The sequence below is a fragment of the Rhodoligotrophos sp. CJ14 genome (assembly GCF_038811545.1).
In the GTDB taxonomy this organism is placed as follows: Bacteria; Pseudomonadota; Alphaproteobacteria; order Rhizobiales; family Im1; genus Rhodoligotrophos; species Rhodoligotrophos ferricapiens.
Map to the genome: position 1 here is coordinate 151338 of NZ_CP133319.1, position 16951 is coordinate 168288.

Below are 16951 nucleotides of genomic sequence, written 5' to 3' on the forward strand. Positions count from 1 at the left end.
ATAGAGCGGTCAAGCGCCCGCTTGCTGTACAAAACGACTTTGGCGCCAACAGGTTCCCAGGCATATGAGAAGTTCGTGTGCGCGTGCTTCGCCAGTATGTTGGCTCAACACGCGCGATCGCGCTTCAGCTCCTATCGAGCTTCGTTTTGCTTCGGTCATCTTTGATAAGATGTTAACGACATCATCGCTTGACCGAGCAATTAAGATGGCCTCGTCTTCAGTAAACAGGCTGTCTAACCCGTCCCAATTATCGCTGATGATTGGCGTGCCGCAGGCGGCCGCCTCGAACAGCCGCACGCTCGGCGACCACCCGGCTTCGATCATATCCGCGCGGGTGACGTTCAGGCTGAAGCGCTGCCGGCTGTAGAAGGAGGGATGCTCCGCCGGGGGCAGATGATCGATCCTGTCGACATTGGCGGGCCACTCGATATCGGCCGGATATTGTGGTCCCGCCACCACGAAGCGCATGTTCGGCAGGCACCTTGCCGGCTCGATCAGCAAGCGCTCCAATGTGGGCTGCCGATCGGGACTATAGGTGCCGAGATAGCCGAGATCCCATTCAATGGCCTCACCCGTTGGCCTGTAGCGATCGGGGTCGGCCGAGCAGTAAAGGGCTGCTGCAAAGCGCGCCCCGAACTCCGTCTCGAGAACATCCAGGACCGGGCCGCCGGAGAATGAGTAATAGACATCAAACAACGGCACCTGGCGGGCGGCGAGATATTCATGATCACCGCGCCTGAGCTTGGCAAGGGTCACCGGCGTATCGATGTCATAGAAGCACAGAGTGCGCGGGGCAATCTTCGCGACCGCATCGATGACGGCGACACCCTCGGGCACATAGGAGCCGATGATCACCGCATCCGCGTCTCTGATGAGCGTCTGAAAGCGGCCGCTGAGGTCGTCTATGCTCTCGTAATAACGCAGCTCGCAAAAATCAGGCTCGGCGAGGTCGCGATGGTTCGCATACCAGGGCACGTCGCGCTCGAGGAACAGGACCTTGTGTCCGAGCCGGTTAAGGGCGGCGAGAAGTCCGCGATAGGTGGTGGCATGCCCATTGCCCCAGGAGGACGAGAGCGAAAGCCCGAGCACGATGATCTTGAGCGGGGGCTGCATCATGGCACGACCTCGCGCGCGAGGTTGGCCGGCTTGTGCTGAAGGATGCGGTCAACCTGCGCCGCGCGGTGGGCATAGGTATGCTCGCGCAGCACGCGCGCTCGGGCATTCTCGCCAATCCTGCGGGCGCGCGCCCCATCAAGCTCGCCAAGCAGTGCCGCCACGTCCTTGCCGTCACGGGCAACCAGCACCTCATCACCCTCCTTGAGGAACAAGTCGAGCCCCACCCAGGCATCGGTAATGAGGCAGGCGGCGGCTCCGGCCGCCTCGAACACGCGCGTTGCCGGCGAAAATCCGTTCTGCGCCATGCTCTCGCGGCTGATATTGAGCACGGCTTTCGGCGTGACGTTGAAGGCGTTGTGATCGCGCGTCGAGACATGGCCGATATAGGCGACGTTCGGCGACATCGGCTTATCCTGCCAGCCCGCACCACCGAGCAGAAAGCGCTGGCCGGGCAGGCTCGCCGCCGGCTCGAGGAAAAAGGCTTCGACCCGTGCCTCCCGGTCCGGCAGCCGATTGCCGAGAAAGGCGAGATCGGCCGCGAACCGCTCATCTCTGGTCACCGGGTGGTGCGTCTCCGGATCAAGCGCGTTATAGATCGGGATACAGTCCCTGGCACCGATCCCGCGATACGCCTCGACCACAGGGTCCCCACCCCCATAGGTGAGAACGAGGTCAAGCCGGCTTAACGCTTTCCGCAAGGGATGGTCTGGATTGGCCTTGAGCTCCGCAAGGGTGGCTGGCGCATCCACATCCCAGAAGATCTTCAGTGCGCCCGGCCGCGCGGCCGCCAGAATATGGGCAAGCAGCGCATCATCTTCGAAGCCGACGCCGCTTGCCTTCACCACCACGTCTGCCTCGCGCGCTTGGGCGGTTACGGCCTTGAGGGCATCGAGCGTTCCGTCATAGACGACGACCTTGCACCAGTCTGGCGGATCGATATCGCGGTTCTTCTGCCGGTCATAGACATCCGGTTCATAGAAGGTGATGTCATAGCCACGGGCGGCGAGCGCGCGCAGCAGACCGCGATAATAGGTTGCTGCGCCGTTCCAATAGGACGAGAGAAGGCTTGAGCCGTAGAATGCGATCTTCATTGGGCGGCCTGAGGTGTGGGAAGTTGACGGCTGACGCGGTCAGTGCCGCAGCTTTCCAGGATGGCGAAGAGCTCATCGACCCGGTGCCGGCAGGTATGACGGGCACGGATCGTCTCGAGCCCCGAGGCAGCAAGCTTGGCTGCGTGATCACGGTCGGCAAGCAAGTCTGCAATGAGCTTGGTCATGTGCTCGCCATCCCGCGCGAACAGGAAATCCTCGCCGGGCCGGAACAGGTCTTCCGCATCATCCCAGGGCGCTGAAATCAGAGGAATGCCACAGGCGAGTGCCTCGAAGACGCGGATCGTGGGAATGCCGGGCAGGGCTTCCACATAGGGGCGGCGCGGGATGTGTACGGTCACCCGATGCTGGGCGAAGGCGCGCGGCACATCCGCGTTCGCAATCCACCCGCCATAGCGCAGTCCCGTGGTTGAGAGCTCCGAGACGGCATCCTGCGGATAGCGCACCCCCCGCACTGTGCCGGAAAGCCTAAGGCGTCGCGCCGGCTCGATGAGGAAGCTCGAGATCTCGGCGCTGCGCTCATTATCGCCCCAATTGCCGATCCAGATAAGGTCTTTCTCTCGCGCGACCTCCGGCAGGGGGCGGAACAGCCGGTCATCGGCCGCTTCATGCCAGGTGAAGACCTGCCGGCCCCAGCCGGTTCTGAGATAGCGCTGCCGCAGCGTCTCTCCGAAGGCGAGGATCCCGTCATAATCCTCGAGCATGAGATTGGCGATCTCCTCGCGGGCCGACACGGCGCGGTGATGCGTGTCATGGAACAGCAGAGTGAAATCGTGACCGTTCCGCCGCATGCGGCCAATCCGGGCGATGAGCTCAGGATTGGTCCATTCATGCACGATCACCACATCCGCTTGCGAGAGGGCGGCCTCATGATCGAACGCGGCGCCATAGATGGTGGTCCGCAGCTCGGGAAAATCGGCGATGAACCGATCGAGCGCCGCCTGTCCCTGATCCTTCACCAGGTTCTCGCGGCTCCATCCCTTTTCGGGCTCCAAGGCGATAACCTCATGCCCGCGTGCGATCAGGTCGCGCAGGATGCCGCGCAGGAAATGGGCATTGCCGTGGTTCCAATCGGAGACCAGCGAATGGGTATAGAGTGCGAAGCGCATGTTCCTCCGGGGCCAAGCCAAGGTTCAGGGGACGGGCAGGGATGCAGCCATGAGCTGGCGATAAAGCGCGAGAAAGGCCTCGGCCTGGGCAGCCGTGGCATACCGCTTCGAGCGCTTGAGCGCCTGCCTGCCAAGCTCGTGCCGCAACGCACGATCACCAATGAGGGTCTCGATCGCTGCGCCAAAGGCTGCGGGATCGTAAGGATCCGCAAAGATGGCCGCCTTGCCCCACAGCTCGCGGTAAGTCGGGATATCGGCCAGCACCAGCGCTGATCCCGCGCGCGCAGCTTCGAGTGCTGCAAGACCAAAGGGTTCATAGATTGAGGGCGAGACCACGATGCCCGCCCGCGCCATTGCTTGGCGAACCTCACGATTGGATTCCTCGCCGAGGCTCTTGGCGTTGCGGAAGCTGAAGCTCTGCCCGTTCGGCCCGCGAGTGGGGCCCGCGGCCATGACCGGCCAGGAAATCATCGCTGCCGCCTCGTCAAGCACGCGGCCATTTTTGCCCTCGTCCCACCAGCGGCCGGCGGCGAAAATGAAATCCTCCCGTGGGCCGGAAGGATCAGGAGGGGAACCGTCGATGCCGTTAGGGATCACCGTCAGGCCACGGATCGGCCCATAGCAGATCTCGAGCATGGCCGCATGGCTATGGCTCGGCGCGACCACGGCCCGCGCGGCATCGAAGCCCGCGCGGTTGAGGCTTGCCTGCCAATGCCAGCTGGCCGGAACCGATTGGCGCCGCACCCCGTGCAACCAGGTGACGACGCAGGAGTGGGAGACGACGAGAACAGGGGCATTCACCTGCAGCCTCGCCGCTTGCGAGGGCAGGTTGAGATGCAGAAGGTCCGCATTCACATCGGCCGCGAGCGCGCCAATCACATCCGGAACCTTGTTGAGCGCTGCGTCTTCCTCGACCATCCAGTCGAGCGGCGCATCAAGCCATGCCAGCCGGCCGATCCGCTCGGCTTCCTCGCGCTGCGCTTTGGCGGGCAGGGGCCCAAGACCGGCGAAGATGACCTCGATACCCCTCGCGGCAAGGGCCGTGCCGAGTTCCATCGCATGGCGCCAGACACCGCCGACCGCATCGACGGTCATCAGAACGCGCTTCGGATCAACTCTAGGCCTCTGCAACATGGATCCTCGCCGTGGCGGCTTTCTGGAGCGGATTGTCTTGGAATGGGTGATCTCTGAGGCTGATGGCCGGGCTCCTCGTCATACGGCAGCCGTCACTCTTGCCGGGGACTGCATCGCGGGCGTCCGCGTCACGCGATGGGCGCTGAGCCATGCCGCAAGATCAGCAAGTCCTTCTTGCCAGCCCATGCATGCTGCCCAGCCGAGGCTCTCTTCGAGCTTGCGCGTGTCCGCGACGAAATAGAACTGATCACCCGGCCGCCAGTCGCTATAGCTGACAGACACCTCCCGGCCGATGATGCTGCTGATTTCGCGCAGCACCGCCCTGAGGCTCACCGCATTGCGCGGCCCGCCGCCAAGGTTGAACACTTTGCCGCTTAGCTCATTGATCGACCGAAGTAATCCGCGATAGGCGGCAACCGCATCATTCACGTGGAGAATGTCGCGCACCTGCTTGCCATCGCCATAGATGGTGATCGGTTCATCGCGAAGCGAGCGGATCAGGAAATGGGCAACCCAGCCCTGGTCCTCCGTTCCGAACTGCCGCGGGCCATAGATGCAGCTCATGCGCAGCACGGCTGTGGGAATGCCGAAGGACTTGGCATAATCGAGCACGTATTGATCGGCGACCCCCTTCGAGCAGCCATAGGGGGTGCAGAAGTCGAGATTACGGGTCTCGCTGATGCCTCGTGCGCGGATGATCTCGTCCGCCGGGAGATAGCGGTCATCGCGCTCGGCAAGCGGAATATCGTCCAGGCTGCCATAGACCTTATTGGTGCTCGCGAAAATCACCGGGGCTTTATGGCCATGCCGCCGCACCGCCTCGAGCACGTTGATCGTGCCGCGGGCATTCACCTCGAAATCATCCAGCGGATCATCGAGACTGGTGGTAACGGCGGTCTGTGCGGCGAGGTGGAACACGGCCTTGGCATCGGCCAATGCCGACTGCATCGCCTGAAGGTCGCGAATATCCACAATGACTGGATGGACCTTCGCGCCATGGTTGGCGATCAGCCAATCGAGATTCTGCTCAACCCCCGGGCGGCTCAGATTGTCGATCACCAGAACCTCCTCGCCATCCGCAAGGAAACTCTGCGCAAGATTGGAGCCGATGAAGCCGCTGCCGCCGATCACCGCGATCGGCTTGACCTTGGATCCGATGGCGGGCGCGGCGACCCGTTGCTCGCCCGCTACACGCTCGCGCGAGAGGGGCTCGCCCGGGACGGCGCCTTCCGCTTCGCTGGTCATGACACCAGGCCTCGCTCTTCGAGCTGGCGTCGCATCTCGGCGCCCCGATCGATGGCCGCCGTGCTCCGGACCCACTCGGCAAGTTCCGGCAGCGCCGTTTCCAGCTTGTGCTCCGGTTCAAATCCCAGGAGGTCACGGGCCTTGGAAATGTCGGCGAAACAGTTGCGGATATCGCCCGAGCGCGCCTTGCCTAGAATATCGGGCATGATCTCGGACTTGCCCATGACCTCGGCGAGCCGGGTTGCAACCTCGGTGATCGTATAGGCCTGACCGCTTCCGATATTGATGACGTGCCCGGGTGCATCGGGCTTTTCCAGGGCGAGGCGGAAGGCGCGCGCGACATCGCGCACATGGACGAAATCGCGCTGTTGATTGCCGTCCTCGAAGATCATCGGCGGCTGATCATTGGCAAGCCGCGAGGAGAAGTTCGCCAGCACGCCCGTATAGGGGTTCGACAAGGCCTGGCCGGGACCGAAAACATTGAACAGCCGCAGTGCCACCGCCTCAACACCATAGGCCTCACCGAAAATGAGCACCTGGCGCTCTTGCGCATATTTCGTGAGCGCGTAGATGGAAGCGAGGTCGACCGGCTTTTCCTCATCCGTCGGCGCGGGCTTGAGCGGCGTGCCATCCGCATCGACCGGATCCCACTGCATCGCCTTCACCCGCGAGGCCTGCCGGCGGGCATTGCCGACGCGGCTTCCGTCGGGCCGCACGTAAAGCCCTTCTCCATAGACGCTCATCGAAGAGGCAACGACGATCCGCTTGATCGGCCGCTTGATCATCTGTTCGAGCAACACGCCCGTGCCGAGGTCATTCGCGCCCACATACCGGGCGATCTCGTACATGGATTGGCCGACGCCGACCTCCGCCGCCAGATGCAACACGCCCTCGACCCCATCGAGGGCACGCGCGACCAGATCGGCATCCCGCAGGTCGCTGCGGATGAAATCGACATCTTCGGAAAGAGGGGCGCCCGAAGTGCCCTCATCAGACCCGTGAACCTGTTCGACGAGAGAGTCGAGAACCCGGATATTATATCCATGCTCCTGGAGTTCGCGGATCACGTATCGGCCAATAAAACCGCAGCCGCCGGTGATAAGAACCTTCTTCAAGTCTTTCCCCATGGATGAGCTGAGTGTTTGTTGCCGGTTTGAGGAACGTTGAAGTTCCGGAATGGTTCCGCGCGGTCGGAAGCAGAACCAAACCGGGTGCTTCGGCGTTAATGGCCGGATTTGGAGGAGTTCTGATGGGGCGCGGTGATACGGTCGAAGGCTCAACTGCTCAGACGAGCAACTTAACGCCGGTCCTGGATCGTAACATTCAGGCCATACTGGAGCGGCGACAGCGGGAGCTCGCGCAATCCCCGCTTCAGGAGCGCATAGCCGATGTGATCACCTCCTTCACCGGCAGCATGAGCTTCGTCTATATTCACCTCTTGATCTTTGGCTTTTGGATTCTAGCCAATATCGGCTGGATCAGGATTATTAAGCCATGGGATCCAAGTCTCGTCATTCTGGCGATGGCAGCCTCCGTCGAGGCGATCTTCCTGTCGACCTTCGTGCTCATCAGCCAGAACAGAATGGCCGCGGCTGCCGATAAGCGCGCAGATCTCAATCTGCAAATATCGCTGCTGAGCGAGCACGAGATCACCAAGCTGGTCGAGCTCACATCCGCCATTGCTGAGAGGCTGAACGTGCGCACCAATATCGATGGCGAATTGCCGGAGCTGAAGCAGGATGTGCGGCCCGAAAAGGTGCTCGATGAGCTCGATATGCGCAAGCCATCCTGAAGCCCAGGCATGCCCGACCTGCAGTTTAATCCATTGACCGTTAGGGGATTCCTTGATGCGAGACCACTCAGCCACGATGATGCGCGCGGCCATTCTCACCGGACCGGGAAAGATCCGCATCGATAGGGTGCCCCTTCCCGAGGTGAAGCCCGGCGAGGTGCGCATTCGGCTGGAAGGCTGTGGCGTCTGCTCATCCAACCTCACCCCATGGGCGGGGCCTGAATGGATGACATTTCCGACTGAACCTGGTGCGCTCGGTCACGAAGGATGGGGCGTCATTGAGGCGATAGGCGAGGGGGTGAGTGGCCTCAAGCCTGGCACTCGCGTTGCAGCTCTCTCCCATCACAGCTACGGCACCCATGACATCGCACCGGCCGATGCTGTCGTCGCTCTGCCGGAAGCCCTGGCCGGTCAACCCTTTCCGGGCGAGCCCCTGGGCTGCGCCATGAACATCTTCCGGCGCAGTGACATCGAACCGGGCCAGACCGTGTGCATCATCGGCATCGGCTTTCTCGGCGCGATCCTCACCCGGCTCGCAAGCCAGGCCGGTGCCGAGGTCATCGCTATATCGAGAAGGCCATTCGCGCTTGATCTCGCGCAGCAAATGGGGGCTGCCGAGGTGATCCCGTTGGAGGATCATTACGCCATCATCGAGAGGGTGAAAGAGCGAACGAGAGGCCGCTTCTGTGATCGGGTGATTGAAGCGGTCGGCAAGCAATGGCCGCTCGATCTCGCCGCGGAGCTGACCCGCGAACGCGGGCGATTGATCATAGCGGGCTATCACCAGGACGGACCTCGTCAGGTGAACATGCAGCTCTGGAATTGGCGCGGGCTCGACGTGATCAACGCCCACGAGCGCGACCCCGCGGAATATATCCGCGGCATTCGTGACGCGGTCGAGGCGGTGACTTCCGGCCTGATCGATCCCGCACCGCTCTATACTCATCGCTATTCTCTGGAAGAGCTTGACAAGGCGCTCGATGCCACCCGCGACAAGCCCGATGGTTTCCTCAAGGCATTGGTGATCTACTGATGGATAACTTGCGAGCAGAGATGACAGAGGCCTCGATCGTGAAGCAGCCGCGGCTAGGTTTCCTCGGCGTCGGCTGGATTGGCCGCCATCGCATGGAGGCCATCATCAGCGCGAATATCGCAACGGTCGCCGGAATAGCCGACCCCTCGCCCGAGATGATGGAGGCGGCAAGGACGCTGGCGCCCGAGGCCGCTTCCGTCTCCGATCTCGATGAACTGCTCGATCTCGATCTTGATGGCGTCGTAATCGCAACCCCAAGCGCCATGCATGCGGAACAATCGATCCGCGCGCTCGATCGCGGCGTCGCGGTATTCTGCCAGAAGCCGCTTGGCCGCACCGCTGTCGAGGTTGAACAGGTGCTGGCGACGGCCAAGCGTGCCGACAGGCTCATCGCTGTTGACCTGTCCTACCGCTATACGCGCGGCATGCGCCATATTCGCGAGCTCGTGCAATCAGGCGAGCTCGGCGAGATCTACGCGGCCGAGCTGGTTTTCCATAATGCCTATGGACCCGACAAGGGCTGGTTCTATGATCCCATGCTTGCCGGCGGCGGCTGTGTCATGGATTTGGGCGTTCACCTCGTTGATCTAGCGCTCTGGACACTCAACTTCCCGGCAGTGACCGAGGTGCGCGGCCATCTGCTGGCGGGCGGCAAGCCTTTGCCGTCTCATCCTGCCGAAGTCGAGGACTATGCCGATGCGACGTTGCGCCTCGAGACCGGCGCGGTCGTGCGGCTCGCCTGCTCCTGGCGCCTGCAGGCGGGGCTAGATGCCTCGATTTCCGCAGCCTTCTACGGCACCCAGGGCGGAGCGGCTCTACGCAATGTGGACGGTTCGTTCTACGACTTTATTGCCGAGCGTTACAGCGGAACGGCGCGCGAATGCCTTGCCTCGCCGCCCGATGCCTGGGGCGGCCGTGCCGCAGTAGACTGGGCGATGCAGCTTGCCAAATCTCCTCGTTTTGATCCGACTGCAGAGCGTCTGCTTCAGGTTTCGGAAGTCCTCGACCGCATTTACGGCCGGTAGAGTAGATAGAGGAACGCCTCCGCCCGGCCATCGTTCATCGGATGAGCCGATTCCCGGCAAGCTCGTGGGAGGGCCAGCATGGCGGCGACTCTGCCTGTGACCAACGCAGCCAAAAGCGATATTCCGCGCGCGCCGGAATTCGATAGTACCTTCGCACTCTTGCGCGATGGCTATGAGTATATTGCCAAGCGCCGGGCAAGACTGGAGCGCGATATCTTCCGGACGCGGCTCATGCTGCGCGACGTGATCTGCATGGGCGGCGCTGATGCGGCCAAGTTCTTTTATGACGGCGATCGGTTCACACGGAAGGGCACGGCCATGCCCGGCCGTGTCGTCAAGCTGCTCCAGGACAAGGGCAGCGTGCAGATGCTGGACGGCCTGGCCCACCGCCGGCGCAAGGCGATGTTCATGAGCCTCATGGGCTCGTCCTCAATTCTTCGCCTGATTGAGCAGTTCGAGCAATTCTGGCAGCTCGAGGCGGCGAGCTGGCCCCAGCGTCAGCCGATCTGCCTGTTTGGCGAGGTCAATCGCATCATTTGCCGGACAGTATGCGCCTGGACCGGCGCGCCGCTCCCCAGCGCAGATGTTGGCGAGACAACGCGCAAACTCTCGGCCATGATCGAGAATGTGGCCGTATTCGGCCCTACCTATTGGCGGACCCGCTGGTGGCGGCGCCAGATGGAGAGCTGGGCAGCATCACTCATCGCCGATGCCCGAACCGGACGCATCGTTCTTGACGAGACCATGCCGCTGATGCGCATTGCACAGCATGAGGATCTCGATGGACGGCCGCTCACCCAGGATGAGGCGGCTGTCGAATTGCTCAATCTGTTGAGGCCGACTGTTGCGGTCGGCCATTTCATCGTCTTCGCGGCACATGCGCTCCACAGCTTTCCCGAAGCTGCGCAAAGGCTAGACCCCAATTCCAATCAGGCCCTGGAAGCCTTTGCCCAGGAGGTGCGCCGCTTCTATCCGTTTTTTCCCTTTATCGGCGGACTGGCGCGCGAGACGACGTCCTTTCAGGGTATCACCATTCCGCAAGGTCAATGGGTGCTTCTCGACCTCTATGGCACCAATCATGATCCCGCACTCTGGCGTGATCCCGATCGGTTCGAGCCGGAGCGCTTTAGGACCTGGAACGATGATCCCTACCGGCTGGTGCCCCAGGGAGCCGGGGACGTTTTCTCAGGCCATCGCTGTCCCGGCGAGCGCATAACACTCGAGCTGACCAAGAAGGCGATAAGCCTGCTGCTCCAGATGCGCTACCGGGTGCCGGCACAGGATCTCACCATAAGGCTCAATCGCATGCCCACCCTGCCGGAAAGTGGGTTCATCATCGATAATGTCTCGATTTGAGAATGTGGCTGTTTGAGAACGATGGCCCGGATGATCCGGGCCATCGGCATCAGCATCTCAGCGGTCCTGCTGATATCCCTGATTGGTCGTGTTCTGCTTGATATTGCCGGTCTGGCCCTGCTGGTCGGGATTGGCCGGAACTTTGCTGCCGCCATGCTCGTCCGCGCGAGCGGCTGGCTCACCGGCCGGTCCGTGCTTCGGGCGGTTCTCAGGGGGTACGGGAGGAGCTTTGCTGCTCATGGATGTCTCCTTGGGGTTGCTTCACGATCAATGCTCGGCCGCAGACATGGCGGTGCGCGCGGGCTCATGGGCGAGGTTTTGCTCGATCTCCGCGCGGCCCCTTGTCTCCGACAACGCTTTTCTGAAATTCTCGGCGTAGTCGGGCGGCATCTTTGGTGGCATCATAGGCTCGAAAGCATCGACAACCGCTTCGATCACCACCGGGCCTTCAATGGCGAAGGCATCCTCCATCACCTGCTCAACCATGGCCGGCCTGTCGACCGTGAAACCCCGGCCGCCCATGGCCTCGGCGGCTTTGGCGAAGTCGATTGGCTGCAGCTCGCAGCCAAATTGCGGATTGCCGAGAAACATCATCTGCTCCCAGGCGATCTGGTTGAGCATATTGTTCTTGATCACCAGCACCTTGAGCGGGATGTTGTAGCGCACTGCCGTCGAGAACTCGCCAAGCTGCATGGCAAAGCCGCCATCGCCGACGATCGCGCAGACTGGCCGGCCGGGAAAGGCGATCCCTGCAGCGATGGCATAGGGCAAGCCGCAGGCCATCGATGCCAGGGCGCCGGAGACCCCGAAGGCATGCCCCTCGCGCAGATCCACATGGCGGGCCGCAAGCTCCGTGTTCTGGCCGGAATCGCTGGCAATCACCGCGCCATCGGGAATGTGGCGGCCGAAGGCTCGGGCGACCATCTGCGGTTTGAGCGGAACCTGCGCCTCGCTCTCGGCTGAGGCGAGCATGTCCCGCCATCGGGCCATCTCTATCTGCGCCTGTTTGAGGAAGCTACGATCCTGTTTCTGAACCAGACGCGCGTTGAGGAGGCGTAAGGTTTCGGCAGCATCGCCCACCAGCCCAACCTCGACGGGGTAGCGCAATCCGATCCGTTCCCCGTCCCGGTCGATTTGCACGCCGCGCGCCTGGCCGGGCTGCGGGTAGTATTCGATGTAAGGAAAGGTCGAGCCGATGATGAGCAGAGCCTCGCAGCGCTCCATGACAGTCTGTGAGGGCAGGGTGCCGAGCAAACCGATGCCGCCCGTCGTTAAGGGATGGTCATCAGGTAGCACAGCCTTGCCCAGCAGCGCCTTGACCACCGGAGCGCCAAGCAGCTCAGCGGTTCGCTCAAGCTCGGCTCTTGCGCCAAGCGCGCCACGGCCTGCGAGAATGGCGACCTTGTTGCATCCGTTCAGCAATTGAGCCGCGCTCTCGAGCTCGGCTTCGGCAGGAATGCGCCTGCCCTCGAACCAGCGGTTCGGCACATGCCCCGGGCGGTTGCGCTTCGAGCGTTTCGCTTCGCCAAGAGCTTGCTCCTGAGTGTCATTGGCAATCGCCAGATGGGCCACTCCATGCTTCGACAGCGCCGACCGGCAGGCAAGGCTTGCGAGATTTTCCACATGCGCGGCATCGGTGACATGCCCATTGAACACGGTCACATCGTTGAAGACGCGGGTGAGATCCACGTCCTGCTGCGTATAGGTCTCGATCAGATCGTGATATTGCGTACCCGTGATGGCCAATACCGGCGCCTGGTCGAGCTTGGCGTCATAGAGGCCGGCGAGCAGATGAGCACCGCCGGGACCTGAAGTTGCAAGACACACCCCCAGCTTGCCAGTCCACTTGGCATAGGCACAGGCCATGAACGCGGCCGATTCCTCATGTCGGACCTGGATAAAGCGAATACGACCCTGCCGGGTGCGCAAGGCCTCCATGATGCCGTTGATGCCATCTCCCGGCAGGCCGAAAATCACCTCGACCTGCCAATCCATAAGGGTTTCGATGAGGATATCCGCAGCGGTCGGCAAAACCTGTGTCCTCCATCAGTGGGATTGAGAGGCGTGCTCTGGCTTGCCTTTCCGCTTGGTCGAAGCCATCTCGTGCAGCTCTTTCTCGCTCATGGACTTCTCCATCGACTTGGAGGCACCCTTGAGCTCGCTCTTCTTCTTTTCGCCTCGTTTTGCGGCGAGAGCCGCACCGGCTGCCTTCTGCTGAGCCTTTGATTTGGCTGGCATGTGTCACCTCATTTTTAAAGGGACGGTCTCGTATGCCGTGATCTGTTGGTAACCAGCAGGGCGGGGGCGGGGTTCCCCGGACGGGCCTGCGGGAACGGTTCCGCTCGGTGATGGTTAGCTGGAAGCCTGCCAAATGAGGAACGCCTTGGTGGAATTCTGATCCGGATGGGAGAAGGGGCTGCTGGATGAAGGTGTTAGTGACAGGGGCCTCGGGGCTGATCGGCGGGGCGGTCTGCGCGCGGCTCGCGGCCGATGGTCACGAGATTATCGCGGCCGTTCGCAACCCTAACGCGCCGCTCTCGATGGCGATCTCCCGTGTGAGCGTTGTTGACATGGCCCGGGCGGTGACGACCGAGGACTGGAGGGGCCATCTGGCCGGCATCGATGCGGTCGTGAACTGTGTCGGCGTGCTGCAGGACAGCCCGCGTGAGGACGTTACCGTTCATGCGACCGGCGCCGAGGCCCTGTTCAAGGCATGCGCCCAGTATGGCATTCGCCGCCTGATCCATTTCTCCGCAATCGGGGTGGACCGGGGGACGGTTTCGCCTTTCTCGGAAAGCAAATTGCGGGGCGATGAGGCCCTGATGGCCCTCGATCTCGACTGGGTGATCCTGCGACCATCGGTGGTGCTGGGGCAGCCTGTCTTTGGGGCAAGCGCACTGTTCCGGGGGCTTGCGGGCCTTCCCGTCGTGCCCATGATGGGGGGCACCGGCGAATTGCAGGTCGTCCAGCTTGATCAAGTCACAGAGACCGTTGCGCGCCTCATTGGGCCTGAAGCGCCCGCGCGCATCGTGCTCGAGCTGGTTGGCCCCGAGAGGCTGACCATGGCGCAGATCGTGGCGCTCTACCGCCGCTGGCTCGGCTGGCCCCTGGCGCGTGTCTGGCGCCTGCCAGATGCGGTGGGCTCCATGCTCTATTGGCTCGGCGATCAGGCGGCAAAGCTTGGCTGGCGCCCGCCCATGCGCAGCACAGCCCAGAAGGAGGTCCTGCGGGGCGCTATAGGCTCATCCGATGCCTGGACGAGCACGACAGGCATTGCACCGCAGGGCCTTGCTGCAGCGCTTCGGGAGACCCCTGCCTCAGTACAGGAGCGCTGGTTCGCCAAGCTCTATTTCCTCAAGGCGCTTCTTTTCGTGGTGGCGAGCCTGTTCTGGATCGGTACGGGCGTGATTTCGCTCACCGTCGGCTATGAGATCGGCGCCGATCTCATGCGGCGTGCGGGTGCCGGAATTCTGGCCGGCCCCTCCGTGATTGCCGGTGCGATCGCCGATATTCTCGTAGGCGGCGCTATCGCCTATCGCCCCTACGCCCGCCTCGGGCTCTATGCAGCGATTGGCTTGTCGCTGTTTTATGCGGTGGCAGGCACCATTCTCTTACCCGAACTCTGGGCCGAGCCTCTGGGACCTCTCATGAAGATCTGGCCTATACTGGTGCTGCACATGGTCGGGCTGGCGATTCTGGATGAACGCTGATGCTCTATTTCATCCTGAAATATCTCCATGTCATCGGTGCATCCGTCTTGCTGGGCACCGGCGCGGGCATCGCATTCTTCATGCTGCTCGCCCACCGAACCGATAATGCCGCCATCGTCGCCGGCGTGGCCCGCATCGTGGTGATCGCCGATTTCCTCTTCACCGCGACGGCGGTCATAGCCCAGCCGGTCACGGGCGTGCTGCTCGCCTGGAATACCGGCTATTCGCTGACCGAGGGCTGGATCGTCCTCTCCATCATTCTCTACATTGTCACCGGGCTCTTCTGGCTGCCGGTCGTCTGGATGCAGATGGAGATGCGCAATCTTGCAACCACTGCCGCCATGAACGGCACGGCCCTGCCAGCCCGCTATCACCGGCTGTTCAAGACCTGGTTCGTCTTCGGTTTTCCGGCCTTTTTCGCGGTTCTCGGCATTTTTTGGCTGATGATCACGCGACCGCTGATCGAAGGGTGGTGAAACGCCTATGTGCGCTGGAGGCTAAGAGCTTTGCCCCGCCTCATCACTTACAACGTTCGCCGCTGCCTGGGCCTTGACGGCGTCGTCTCGCCGGAGCGGATCGCCGAGGTGATCGCGGCGGCGGAACCGGACATCGTCTGCCTTCAGGAGCTCGATGTGCTCAGGCAGAGGACGGGGCTCATCGACCAGGCGCAGGCGGTTGCGGACGCGCTCAGCATGCAGATGCTATTTCACGCGACCCTCCAGGTGATGGATGAGCAATATGGCAACGCAATCCTGACAGCGGAGCCTGCGACGCTGGTCAAAGTGGGAGCGCTGCCGGGCAAAAGACGCTTCCTCGGCGAACCGCGCGGCGCCATGTGGGCGCGGGTTCGGATCGGCGCCGAAGAGATACATCTGATCAATACCCATCTCGGTCTGGGCTGGCGCGAGCGGCTGGTACAGGTTGAGGCATTGCTGGGAGAGGATTGGCTGGGAAGTCCCGACTGCATCGGGCCCGTCTTCCTGGTGGGTGATCTCAACACCGCGTCCCGCTCGCCGATCTACCGCAAGCTGGCGCAGAATTTGCGCGACGCCCAGCGGGAGCTGCCGGGCCGGTCGCGTCGGACCTTCCCGAGCGGACTTCCCCTGCGGAGGATCGATCACATATTCACGCGGGGCGATGTGCGAATTATCCGGGCCGATACGATCCGCACACCCGTCGCCCGCGTCGCCTCCGATCATCTCCCTCTCGCGGTGGACTTCGAAATCGGACCCACAAACGCGTGAATCGATAACATCGATAAATTGGGATCGCGGGCTCGGGGCGGCGCGTTGTGCAGGCACGCGTCTCACCTCCAACCCGCAACGGAGCCTATGAACACACTCGACCAGGTCACCTCCCGCCCTGCCGTGGGCGCAAGCGAAAAGCGTCAGCCGGCAAAGCGGAAAAAGAAATCCTGGGCAACCTGGATCGGCATCATCGCGACCTGCCTTGCAGCGATCCTGCTATGGCGCACGCTCGGCCAGTATAGCCTGTCAGATATCATCGCATCGGTCCGGCTTGTGCCGCGCGAGCGTCTGCTCCTGGCTGCGGGCTTTGCCGCGGCGAGCTATGCTTGCCTCACGGGCTTCGACTACCTCGCCCTGCGCTATGTCGGCCGCCCGCTGCCCTATTGGCAGGCAGCTCTGTCCTCCTTCACCAGCCTTTCCCTAGGGCATTCCATAGGCTTTGCCGGCTTGAGCAGCGGCGCGATCCGCTATCGCTTCTATTCGCGCTGGGGGCTTGGAGCAGGGGACGTTGCAAAGCTCGTGCTGTTCTGCGGGGCAACGGTTGCTCTCGGTCTCATCGTGCTCGGCGGCATTGCCCTCATCCTGCGCAATGATCTCGCGGTTGAAATGACAGGCCTGTCGAAAGGCGTGGTGATCACTGCAGGCATAGGTTTGCTGGGCTTGACTGCGCTTTATCTCGCCCTGGCCGCGAGGCTCCGCACACCGCTTGAGATTCGCGGCTGGACCCTGAGCATGCCTTCATTGCGGTTGGCGGTGGGGCAGGTGGTGATCGGCACGATCAACTTCGCCCTCGTTGCGGCCTGCCTTCATCAGGTGCTCGCGGCGGTGGCCGATGTCGCCTATTTGCAGACGGCCTCCGCCTATGTTCTCGCCAATACGGCGACCATGATCACCCATGTTCCCGGCGGGCTCGGGGTCATCGAAAGCGTCGTGCTGTTCCTCGTTCCTGGCCAGAGCCTGATCGGCCCGCTGCTGCTGTTCCGCTGCGTCTATTTCCTGGGACCTCTTGCACTCGGGCTCATCACCTTCCTGGTGAGCGAGCTCGTGCTGCGCCCCTCGCGTCGGTGAACGAAGG

Annotated in this window: 17 protein-coding genes; 8 read left to right on the plus strand and 9 right to left on the minus strand. The window is 62.4% G+C overall.

Features of this window, described 5'->3' with window-relative positions; translation table 11 throughout:
• Positions 1-9 precede the first annotated feature (9 nt).
• The 6 genes from RCF49_RS00760 to RCF49_RS00785 form a co-directional block, all read right to left on the minus strand.
• Positions 10-1113: a CgeB family protein gene (locus tag RCF49_RS00760; protein WP_342644271.1), complete on the minus strand. Its 1104-nt coding sequence runs from the start codon at positions 1111-1113 to the stop codon at positions 10-12.
• Complete coding sequence (locus RCF49_RS00765) at positions 1113-2207, minus strand: CgeB family protein (protein WP_342642144.1); 1095 nt, start codon at positions 2205-2207, stop codon at positions 1113-1115. The genes RCF49_RS00760 and RCF49_RS00765 overlap by 1 nt, the downstream gene beginning before the upstream one ends.
• Positions 2204-3334, minus strand: a complete 1131-nt coding sequence (locus RCF49_RS00770) for a CgeB family protein (RefSeq protein ID WP_342642145.1) — start codon at positions 3332-3334, stop codon at positions 2204-2206. Before RCF49_RS00770 ends, RCF49_RS00765 begins: the two co-directional genes overlap by 4 nt.
• Before the next feature lie 24 nt (positions 3335-3358).
• Entirely contained in the window at positions 3359-4468 is a 1110-nt protein-coding gene (locus RCF49_RS00775) for a glycosyltransferase family 4 protein (protein ID WP_342642146.1), read from the minus strand.
• Positions 4469-4546: 78 nt separating this feature from the next.
• Positions 4547-5713: an NAD-dependent epimerase/dehydratase family protein gene (locus tag RCF49_RS00780; protein WP_342642147.1), complete on the minus strand. Its 1167-nt coding sequence runs from the start codon at positions 5711-5713 to the stop codon at positions 4547-4549.
• Positions 5710-6828: an NAD-dependent epimerase/dehydratase family protein gene (locus RCF49_RS00785; protein ID WP_342642148.1), complete on the minus strand. Its 1119-nt coding sequence runs from the start codon at positions 6826-6828 to the stop codon at positions 5710-5712. Before RCF49_RS00785 ends, RCF49_RS00780 begins: the two co-directional genes overlap by 4 nt.
• 134 nt (positions 6829-6962) lie before the next feature.
• Here RCF49_RS00785 and RCF49_RS00790 point away from each other — a divergent pair, with 134 nt between their 5' ends.
• From RCF49_RS00790 to RCF49_RS00805, 4 genes are all read left to right on the plus strand, one after another.
• On the plus strand, positions 6963-7505 hold the full coding sequence (locus RCF49_RS00790; RefSeq protein ID WP_342642149.1) for a DUF1003 domain-containing protein: 543 nt from the start codon (positions 6963-6965) through the stop codon (positions 7503-7505).
• 55 nt (positions 7506-7560) lie between these two features.
• Complete coding sequence (locus RCF49_RS00795) at positions 7561-8538, plus strand: MDR/zinc-dependent alcohol dehydrogenase-like family protein (RefSeq protein ID WP_342642150.1); 978 nt, start codon at positions 7561-7563, stop codon at positions 8536-8538.
• A 20-nt stretch (positions 8539-8558) separates the two neighbouring features.
• Positions 8559-9563, plus strand: coding sequence for a Gfo/Idh/MocA family protein (locus tag RCF49_RS00800; protein WP_342642151.1), 1005 nt, complete (start codon positions 8559-8561; stop codon positions 9561-9563).
• A gap of 78 nt (positions 9564-9641) precedes the next feature.
• Positions 9642-10919, plus strand: coding sequence for a cytochrome P450 (locus tag RCF49_RS00805; RefSeq protein ID WP_342642152.1), 1278 nt, complete (start codon positions 9642-9644; stop codon positions 10917-10919).
• 57 nt (positions 10920-10976) lie between these two features.
• On the opposite strand, the gene RCF49_RS00810 is transcribed toward RCF49_RS00805, so the two are convergent.
• Genes RCF49_RS00810 through RCF49_RS00820 form a run of 3 tightly spaced genes read right to left on the minus strand, consistent with a single transcriptional unit; the run spans position 10977 to position 13157 of the window.
• The gene (locus tag RCF49_RS00810; protein WP_342642153.1) at positions 10977-11159 is read right to left on the minus strand and encodes a hypothetical protein; all 183 of its coding nucleotides are present in this window, start codon (positions 11157-11159) and stop codon (positions 10977-10979) included.
• Between the two features lie 27 nt (positions 11160-11186).
• Positions 11187-12950: a thiamine pyrophosphate-dependent enzyme gene (locus RCF49_RS00815; RefSeq protein WP_342642154.1), complete on the minus strand. Its 1764-nt coding sequence runs from the start codon at positions 12948-12950 to the stop codon at positions 11187-11189.
• Positions 12951-12965: 15 nt separating this feature from the next.
• On the minus strand, positions 12966-13157 hold the full coding sequence (locus tag RCF49_RS00820) for a DUF3008 family protein (RefSeq protein ID WP_342642155.1): 192 nt from the start codon (positions 13155-13157) through the stop codon (positions 12966-12968).
• Positions 13158-13342: 185 nt separating this feature from the next.
• Here RCF49_RS00820 and RCF49_RS00825 point away from each other — a divergent pair, with 185 nt between their 5' ends.
• From RCF49_RS00825 to RCF49_RS00840, 4 genes are all read left to right on the plus strand, one after another.
• Positions 13343-14629, plus strand: a complete 1287-nt coding sequence (locus RCF49_RS00825) for an SDR family oxidoreductase (protein WP_342642156.1) — start codon at positions 13343-13345, stop codon at positions 14627-14629.
• Positions 14629-15105 carry a DUF2269 family protein gene (locus tag RCF49_RS00830; protein WP_342642157.1) on the plus strand — a complete coding sequence of 159 codons (477 nt, stop codon included), beginning with the start codon at positions 14629-14631 and terminating at the stop codon, positions 15103-15105. Before RCF49_RS00825 ends, RCF49_RS00830 begins: the two co-directional genes overlap by 1 nt.
• Positions 15106-15135: 30 nt before the next feature.
• Positions 15136-15873 (plus strand): endonuclease/exonuclease/phosphatase family protein, encoded by a 738-nt coding sequence (locus RCF49_RS00835; RefSeq protein ID WP_342642158.1) that lies wholly within the window; start codon positions 15136-15138, stop codon positions 15871-15873.
• 87 nt (positions 15874-15960) lie between these two features.
• Entirely contained in the window at positions 15961-16944 is a 984-nt protein-coding gene (locus tag RCF49_RS00840; RefSeq protein WP_342642159.1) for a lysylphosphatidylglycerol synthase domain-containing protein, read from the plus strand.
• Positions 16945-16951 lie beyond the last annotated feature (7 nt).

What these genes read in the sequence shown, in the direction of transcription:
- RCF49_RS00760 (WP_342644271.1), bottom strand. Translation starts at nt 1,113, where the DNA reads ATGCAGCCCCCGCTCAAGATCATCGTGCTCGGGCTTTCGCTCTCGTCC.
- RCF49_RS00765 (WP_342642144.1), bottom strand. Translation starts at nt 2,207, where the DNA reads ATGAAGATCGCATTCTACGGCTCAAGCCTTCTCTCGTCCTATTGGAAC.
- RCF49_RS00770 (WP_342642145.1), bottom strand. Translation starts at nt 3,334, where the DNA reads ATGCGCTTCGCACTCTATACCCATTCGCTGGTCTCCGATTGGAACCAC.
- RCF49_RS00775 (WP_342642146.1), bottom strand. Translation starts at nt 4,468, where the DNA reads ATGTTGCAGAGGCCTAGAGTTGATCCGAAGCGCGTTCTGATGACCGTC.
- RCF49_RS00780 (WP_342642147.1), bottom strand. Translation starts at nt 5,713, where the DNA reads ATGACCAGCGAAGCGGAAGGCGCCGTCCCGGGCGAGCCCCTCTCGCGC.
- RCF49_RS00790 (WP_342642149.1), top strand. Translation starts at nt 6,963, where the DNA reads ATGGGGCGCGGTGATACGGTCGAAGGCTCAACTGCTCAGACGAGCAAC.
- RCF49_RS00795 (WP_342642150.1), top strand. Translation starts at nt 7,561, where the DNA reads ATGCGAGACCACTCAGCCACGATGATGCGCGCGGCCATTCTCACCGGA.
- RCF49_RS00800 (WP_342642151.1), top strand. Translation starts at nt 8,559, where the DNA reads ATGACAGAGGCCTCGATCGTGAAGCAGCCGCGGCTAGGTTTCCTCGGC.
- RCF49_RS00805 (WP_342642152.1), top strand. Translation starts at nt 9,642, where the DNA reads ATGGCGGCGACTCTGCCTGTGACCAACGCAGCCAAAAGCGATATTCCG.
- RCF49_RS00810 (WP_342642153.1), bottom strand. Translation starts at nt 11,159, where the DNA reads ATGAGCAGCAAAGCTCCTCCCGTACCCCCTGAGAACCGCCCGAAGCAC.
- RCF49_RS00820 (WP_342642155.1), bottom strand. Translation starts at nt 13,157, where the DNA reads ATGCCAGCCAAATCAAAGGCTCAGCAGAAGGCAGCCGGTGCGGCTCTC.
- RCF49_RS00825 (WP_342642156.1), top strand. Translation starts at nt 13,343, where the DNA reads ATGAAGGTGTTAGTGACAGGGGCCTCGGGGCTGATCGGCGGGGCGGTC.
- RCF49_RS00830 (WP_342642157.1), top strand. Translation starts at nt 14,629, where the DNA reads ATGCTCTATTTCATCCTGAAATATCTCCATGTCATCGGTGCATCCGTC.
- RCF49_RS00840 (WP_342642159.1), top strand. Translation starts at nt 15,961, where the DNA reads ATGAACACACTCGACCAGGTCACCTCCCGCCCTGCCGTGGGCGCAAGC.